This is a genomic window from Amycolatopsis sp. NPDC059657, assembly GCF_042734395.1.
Lineage (GTDB): Bacteria > Actinomycetota > Actinomycetes > Mycobacteriales > Pseudonocardiaceae > Amycolatopsis.
This window is the reverse complement of sequence record NZ_JBHWEB010000192.1, coordinates 4,965-12,472: the sequence shown is the minus strand read 5'-3', so window position 1 is coordinate 12,472 and position 7,508 is coordinate 4,965. Positions and strand designations below refer to the sequence as shown.

The 7,508-nt window shown below is 69.1% G+C and carries 4 protein-coding genes; 3 read left to right on the top strand and 1 reads right to left on the bottom strand.

Features of this window, described 5'->3' with window-relative positions:
• Positions 1–86: 86 nt before the first annotated feature.
• The 3 genes from ACFV15_RS46005 (at position 87) to ACFV15_RS45995 (ending at position 6,092) form a co-directional block, all read left to right on the top strand.
• Positions 87–1,187 (top strand): ricin-type beta-trefoil lectin domain protein, encoded by a 1,101-nt coding sequence (locus ACFV15_RS46005; protein ID WP_378359550.1) that lies wholly within the window; start codon positions 87–89, stop codon positions 1,185–1,187.
• A gap of 486 nt (positions 1,188–1,673) precedes the next feature.
• Positions 1,674–4,550 carry a glycoside hydrolase family 9 protein gene (locus ACFV15_RS46000; protein WP_378359549.1) on the top strand — a complete coding sequence of 959 codons (2,877 nt, stop codon included), beginning with the start codon at positions 1,674–1,676 and terminating at the stop codon, positions 4,548–4,550.
• Positions 4,551–4,643: 93 nt separating this feature from the next.
• A complete protein-coding gene (locus ACFV15_RS45995) occupies positions 4,644–6,092 on the top strand; it encodes an endo-1,4-beta-xylanase (protein WP_378359547.1) in 1,449 nt (482 codons plus the stop codon).
• 42 nt (positions 6,093–6,134) lie between these two features.
• Here ACFV15_RS45995 and ACFV15_RS45990 read toward each other — a convergent pair whose 3' ends face one another.
• Positions 6,135–7,370: a GDSL-type esterase/lipase family protein gene (locus ACFV15_RS45990; protein ID WP_378359545.1), complete on the bottom strand. Its 1,236-nt coding sequence runs from the start codon at positions 7,368–7,370 to the stop codon at positions 6,135–6,137.
• Positions 7,371–7,508 lie beyond the last annotated feature (138 nt).

The following is a 7,508-nucleotide window of genomic DNA, read 5'->3' as shown; positions in this document are numbered from 1 at the left end:
ACCCCGGGGCGGGCCGCGGTGGGTGATGGGCAGCCCGTTTTACACCCGGCCGTACCACTCACGACCCCTTCTCACCAGGAGGAACGATGCGAAGCTTCACATGGCTTGCCGCTGCCGTGCTGGCCGTGGTGACCACGGCCGTACCGCCCAGCGGTCCCGCCTTCGCCGAATCCAACGGCGGTGTGCGCGTCATGCCGCTGGGCGACTCCATCACCGAAGGCACCCAGGTGCCGGGCGGGTACCGGATCGGGCTGTGGCAACGGGTTTCGGCAGGCGGCTATCAGGTCGACCTCGTCGGCTCGCAGTCCAACGGGCCGTCGACCCTCGGTGACCACGACCACGAGGGGCACCCGGGGTGGCGCATCGACCAGATCGACGCGAACATCGTCAACTGGCTGCGCACCACCACCCCGCACACGGTACTGCTGCACATCGGCACCAACGACATCCTGCAGAACGTCGACGTAGCCCGCGCGCCCGCCCGGCTGTCCGGCCTGATCGACCGCATCACCGCGACCGCACCGGAGGCCGAGGTCTTCGTCGCGCAGCTCACCCCGCTCAGCGGTGACGCGCGGGAGTCCGCCGTCCGCACCTACAACTCCGCGATCCCGGGAATCGTGCGGAGCAAGCAGAACGCCGGGAAGCACGTGCACCTCGTGGACATGCACGCCGCGCTGACCACCGCCGACCTGATCGACGGCGTCCATCCCACGGCCACTGGCTACGACAAGATGGCCGCCACCTGGTTCACCGCGCTGCGCTCGGTACCCGGCAGCATCGGCACGCCCGGCACACCCCAGGCCAAGCAGATCGTCGGTGCGCAATCCGGACGCTGCGTCGACGTCGGGGCTTCGGCGAACGGCACCCAGGCGCAGCTGTGGGACTGCGGGGGCCGGTCCGGGCAGGCGTGGACAGCCACGAGCGGCAAGCAGCTGACCGTCTACGGCACCAAGTGCCTGGACGCGTACGGCCATGGCACGGCCAACGGGACCCTGGTGGTCATCTGGGACTGCAACGGCCAGTCCAACCAGCAGTGGACGGTCAACGCCGACGGCACGATCGCCGGCGTCCAATCCGGACTGTGCGTGGACGCGAACGGGAAGGGTACGGCCAACGGCACCAAGCTCGTCCTGTGGACCTGCAACGGCCAAGCGAACCAGCGGTGGACCCTGCGCACCGCATCCTGACGGGGCCGTGAGCGTTACCGACGGTTCCATTAATAACCCGATGCCGGGTCGTTAAGGCTCAGCCTGGACTGTCAAACGACGCGCGAAACCCGACTTTGGGCTATCCGGTTGCCCAAACCCGGTTTCGCGAAGATCAACTCCTTGGATGACGCGGATCGCGCCCGACTGAATGTCCATAAAGGACCTAAGTCGCCGCCCCTTGCCCCACTTTGCCGTATTTGCCCGAGTTTTCGCGGGGTTCTGGACGGAACGAACGGGGCTTATGTGTCGATCAGCGTTGCAAACGTGGCGTTTGTGCGCTCGACCGGCTCGCGCGACATCCGGGAACTCTAACCGTCGGCGACACTCACGAACCCTGCCGCCTGTTTGTAACTTACACAGTGGGAAACCGGCTCTTGCGAACGCCCAGCGGGCGGCTTAGGCTCTGCTGGGAGCGCTCCCAGCAAACCCAGTCAACCGTCAGAGCAGACGGAGGAGACCACTTTGATGAGATCGCTTTTCCGCCGCAGATTCCGCCACGCCAGCGCTTTTCTCGGCGTCGCCACTGTCGCGGTCGCGCTCGTCACCCCGGGTACGGCCCAAGCCGCCGACTACGAACGGATCAGCAACGGCACCTTCAGCGCGGGCACGGCCGACCCGTGGTGGGCCAGCGCCGGAGTGTCCCATCGCGTCGCGGGCGGTGAACTGTGCGCGGCCGTCACCGGTGGCACGGCGAACCCTTGGGACGCGCTGATCGGTGAGAACGGCGTGCCGTTCGAAACCGGCCAGCAGTACACGATGTCCTTCGACGCGTACGCCACCGCTCCCCAGCTCATCGCGGCCAACGCGGGCGAAGGGGTCAGCCCGTACCGGACGATCGCCAGGCACGAGGTCCAGCTGACCACCACCAGGCAGAAGTTCAGCTTCACGTTCACCTCGGGGCTGGACTTCCCTGACGCCGGCAACGGCCAGATCGTCTTCCAGCTCGGTGGCAACGCCGCGGACAACACCGTCTGCGTGGACAACATCTCGCTGGTCGGTGGGGTGATCCCGCCAGGCGGCCCGCCGGCGCCGACGAAGAAGGTCCAGGTCGACCAGGTCGCGTACCTGCCAGGCCTGCCGAAGCACGCCACCCTCGTCTCCGCCGCGACGGACGCGCAGACATGGGTACTGAAGAACTCCGCCGGCACCTCTGTCGCCACCGGCCGGACCACGCCGAAGGGGGCCGACACGCTTTCCGGCGACCCGGTGCACCTGATCGACTTCTCGTCCTACGACACCGCGGGCACCGGCTACACGCTGAGCGTCGGCAGCGAGACCAGCTTCCCGTTCGACATCTCCGCGGACCCGATCAAGAAGCTGCGGTACGACTCGCTGGCGTTCTTCTACCACCAGCGCAGCGGCATCGAGATCGGCGCGCAGTACGCGGGCGCCGCTTACGCGCGACCGGCGGGCCATCTCAACGTCGCGCCCAACCAGGGCGACAACAACGTGCCCTGCCGGTCCGACCTCAGCTGCGGCTACACGCTGGACGTGCGCGGCGGCTGGTACGACGCGGGTGACCACGGCAAGTACGTCGTCAACGGCGGTATCTCGGCCTGGCAGCTGCTCAACACCTATGAGCGCGCCAAGCTGATCGGTGACGCCGCCGCGCTCGGCGACGGCAAGCTCTCGATCCCGGAAAAGGCCAACGGGGTACCCGACATCCTCGACGAAGCCCGCTGGGAAGTCGACTTCCTGCTGAAGATGCAGGCGCCGGACGGCATGGTGCACCACAAGATCCACGACGTGAACTGGACCGGCCTGCCACTGCTGCCCAGCCAGGACAGCCAGGCACGCAGGCTTTCGCCGACCAGCACGGCCGCGACGCTGAACACGGCGGCGGTCGCCGCTCAGGCCGCCCGCATCTGGAAGACCATCGACCCGGAGTTCTCGGGCAAGGCGCTCGCCGCGGCGAAGAAGGCGTACGCGGCCGCGAAGGCGAACCCGGCCAAGCTCGCCGACCCGAACGACGGCACGGGCGGCGGGTCCTACAGCGACACCACGCTGACCGACGAGTTCTACTGGGCGGCCGCGGAGATGTTCGCTACGACCGCCGAAGCGTCCTACCGCGCGGACGTGACCGGTTCACCGCTCTACAAAGGACAGTCGGTCACCGATCGGGGCTACGACTGGGGTTCCACCGGGACACTGGGCGACATCACGCTGGCGCTGGTGCCGAACGGGCTGCCGTCGGCCGACGTCGCGGCGATCAAGACGGCGTTCGTGGCCGCGGCCGACAAGCACCTGACCCAGCTGTCCTCGCTCGGTTATCCCGCGCCGTACCGCGAACCTGACGGCACCTACGTGTGGGGGTCGAACGGCCTGGTCGCCAACAACGCGTCGGTGCTCGCGCTGGCGTACGACTTCACCGGCGCCGCCAAATACCGCGAAGGCGTGTTCGAGACGATGCACTACCTGCTGGGCCGCAACCCGGTGAGCTACTCCTACGTCAGCGGGTACGGCGGGCAGCCGGTGCGCAACGTGCACCACCGGACCTGGGCCAACCAGCTCGACCCGGCACTGCCCACCGCACCGCCCGGCGTGCTCTCCGGCGGTCCGAACAGCGGGCTGCAGGACCCCGTCGCCGACCGCAGGCTCCAGGGCTGCAAGCCACAGAAGTGCTTTGTGGACGACATCGGGGCCTACTCGGTCAACGAGGTCGCGGTCAACTGGAACGCCGCGCTCGCGTGGATCGCCAGCTGGGCCGCCGAAAAGTCGAGCCCGGTGGACAGCACTCCCCCGACCACGCCGGGAACACCCGTGGCGTCCCAGGTCACCGGCACAGGCTTGACGCTGACCTGGACCGCGTCGAGTGACCAGGAGAGTGGCGTCAAGAACTACGACGTCCTCTCGTTCGAAGGTGACTCGACGCGCGTCGTCACCACTGTCACCGGCACCTCCGCGACGCTGACCGGGCTGCGGCCGAACACCGCGTACCGGCTCGCCGTCCAGGCCCGCAACGGGGCCGGGGTCAAGTCGGGATACTCCGGGGCGGTCACCGTGACCACCAAGCCGGATGGCCAGTCGTACTGCAAGGTCACCTACCAGGCGACCGGCTGGAGCACCGGGGTGTCCGCGTACGTCACCATCGCCAACACCAGTGGCGCGGACTGGACCTCGTGGCAGCTCGGGTTCACCTGGCCAGGCAACCAGAAGCTCACCCAGGGATGGTCGGCCACCTGGTCGCAGACCGGCGCCGCGGTGACCGCGACCTCACTGCCGTGGAACAGCCGCGTGCCGTCCGGCGGTTCGGTGCAGGCCGGGTTCAACGCCTCGTCGACCCCGCCGCACCAGGAGCCCGCGGCCTTCACGGTGAACGGCCAGACCTGCTCGAAGGGCTGACCACCGCCAGTTCGGTTCCGCCCGGCGCCGCGGTTTCGTGGCGCCGGGCGGAACCGAACCGGGTGCGAACACCTTCAACGACGAAGGAGGATCATGACCCAGCACCACTCCCCCCGATGGCGCCTCCACTCGGTGCTCATCTCGCTCGCCGTGACCGGCGCGATGACGCTCGCGCCGAGCGCGGACGCCGCCGCGTCCACCCTCGGCGCGGCCGCCGCCCAGTCCGGCCGCTACTTCGGCGCCGCCGTGGCAGCGGGAAAACTGGGCGACTCGCAGTACACGACCATCCTCGACCGGGAATTCAACGCGATCACCCCCGAGAACGAGATGAAGTGGGACGCCACCGAGCCGTCCCGCAACAGCTTCACCTTCGGCTCGGCCGACCGGATCGCCGACCACGCGCGCGCCCACAACCAGCGAATGCGCGGCCACACCCTGGTCTGGCACTCGCAGCTGCCCGGCTGGGTGGGCGGCATCCGGGACGCGACCACGCTGCGCGCCGTGATGACCAACCACATCAACAACCTCATGGGCCACTACCGCGGTCAGATCTACGCGTGGGACGTGGTCAACGAGGCCTTCGACGACGGTGGCAACGGCCAGCTCCGCTCCTCGGTGTTCCGCGATGTCCTCGGCACCGGGTTCCTCGAGGAGGCGTTCCGCGCCGCCCGCGCCGCGGATTCGGCCGCCAAGCTCTGCTACAACGACTACAACATCGAGGACTGGAACTCGCCCAAGACCCAAGGTGTCTACCGGCTTGTCAAGGACTTCAAGGCACGCGGCGTGCCGATCGACTGCGTCGGGCTCCAGTCGCACTTCGGCAGCGGCGGCCCGCCCAGCAACTTCCAGACGACGCTGTCGAGCTTCGCCGCGCTCGGCGTCGATGTGCAGCTCACCGAGCTCGACATCGCGAACGCGCCAGCGAGCGCCTACGCCAACACGGTCAAGGCTTGCCTGAACGTGGCGCGCTGCACGGGCATCACCACGTGGGGCGTCCGGGACAGCGACTCCTGGCGCAGTGGCGAGAACCCGCTGCTGTTCGACCGTGGTGGCAACAAGAAGCCGGCCTACGACGCGACGCTCACCGCGCTGAACGGCACGACCGGCGGGAGCCCGGTGCAGATCGGCGTCCAGTACCGCTTGGTGGCTCAGCACAGCGGCAAGGCGGCCGAGATCGCCAACGCGTCGACCGCCGCGGGCGCCGCACTGCGGCAGTGGTCGGTCACCGGCGCGGCCAACCAGCAGTTCGACTTCCTCGACTCCGGCGGTGGCTACTACCGGATCAGGGCCCGGCACAGCGGGCTGGTGCTGCAGGTCGCCGGTTCGACCAGCGGCGCGGACATCACCCAGCAGCCGGACGCCAACACCACGAGCCAGCAGTGGCAGGTGATCGACCAGGGCGGCGGCGCGGTCAGCCTGGTCAACCGGCAGAGCGGCCTGGCGATGGACGTGTGGGAGGTGTCCGGCGCGGATGGCGCGCGCATCTCGCAGTGGACGCTCACCGGCAACGCCAACCAGCGCTTCCAGCTCCAGCGGACGTAGAGGGTCGTGAGTGGTACGGCCGGTTCTAACCGGCCGTACCACTCACAACCCGAACGTCGAGAGGTCGATCGACTCGCCGAGTACGCGGTCGCCTTCGGCGTTGGGGTGGTAGCAGTCGCTGCGCCACGCCGCGCGGATCACCGTCGGGTCGGCCGGGTCACGCAGCACGGCGTCGAAGTCCAGCACCGAGTCGAACGTCCCGGAGGTGCGGATCCAGTTGTTGACCTCGAGCCGGACCTGTTCCTTCGCGCTGCCCGCGCCGCTGCACATCGGCAGGATGGTGGCGCCGACCGACTTGTGCCCGGCGGCGTGCACCTTCGCCGCGATGGTGCGCATGGCGCCGATGACCTGGGCGGCGGGCGCGGGCGGTGCGTGATCGCCGCCGCCGATGTCGTTGGTGCCTTCCAGCAGCAGCACGTAGCGCACACCGGGCAGCGAGAGCACGTCGCGATCGAGCCGCAGCGGGGCAGGCGGGCCACAGCACTGGTTGGTCGGGTCGTACGGATTCGGCTGGACGCTGACCGTGTTGCCGCTGATCCCCGCGTTGGCCACGGACAGCCGCCTGCCGGGCGGCAGCTTCCCGATCCGCGCCGCCAGCACGTCGGTCCAGCGCGGGCCACCGCCGAAGGCGTTGTACCCGTCGGTGATCGAATCGCCGAGCGCCACGATCGTGCCGCGTGCCTCGGAGACGGCGCTCACCGCGTCGACCCACCACAGTGTGCCGGGTGAGAAGGCGCCGTAGGCGGTCCCCGACTCGTCGCGCCCGGCGTCACCGGGGCCGGACAGGAACGATCCAGGCGTGTTGGCCTGCGGAGGCGGGAAGACGTGGTCGTTGACCGGCGCGCCCGGCGCGTAGACGCTCACCGCGACGTGGTCACCGGCCCGCACGATCAGCGGCAGCGGGTCGCTCCAGACCGTGCCACCCGGCGGCACGGTCACCGTGCGCTTGAGCCCGAAGGTGGCCTGACGGTTCGAACCAGGCCTCAGTGCCGGTGAATCGGTCTTGGGCTGCAGGCCGACCCACGCCGACCGCACGGTCATCGCGGAGCCGCCGAACGGGTTGCCCAGCCGGATCCGCAGCGCCGCCCCGTTCGCGGTGACGGTGAGGACGTTGCGGATCGTGGCGTCGGGGGCCGTGCCGTGCACCCCTTCGAGCGCCGACTCGGTCAGCGTGACCGAATGCGGCCAACCACCAATCGAGGGCGCGGCCTCCGCCGTCGCGGGCGTCAGCAACGACGCGGCGATGGCGAGAACGGCGACCGACCGGCATGTTCGCATGAAAGCTCCTTTGGGGGTCGTGAGTGGTATGACCGGTTAGAACCGGCCATACCACTACCGACATAATGGTGGGGGTATCCCCCGCATCCATGCGCACGGGGGGGCGGCAGCCCGGCGCCGGGAGGGGGGTGAACGACC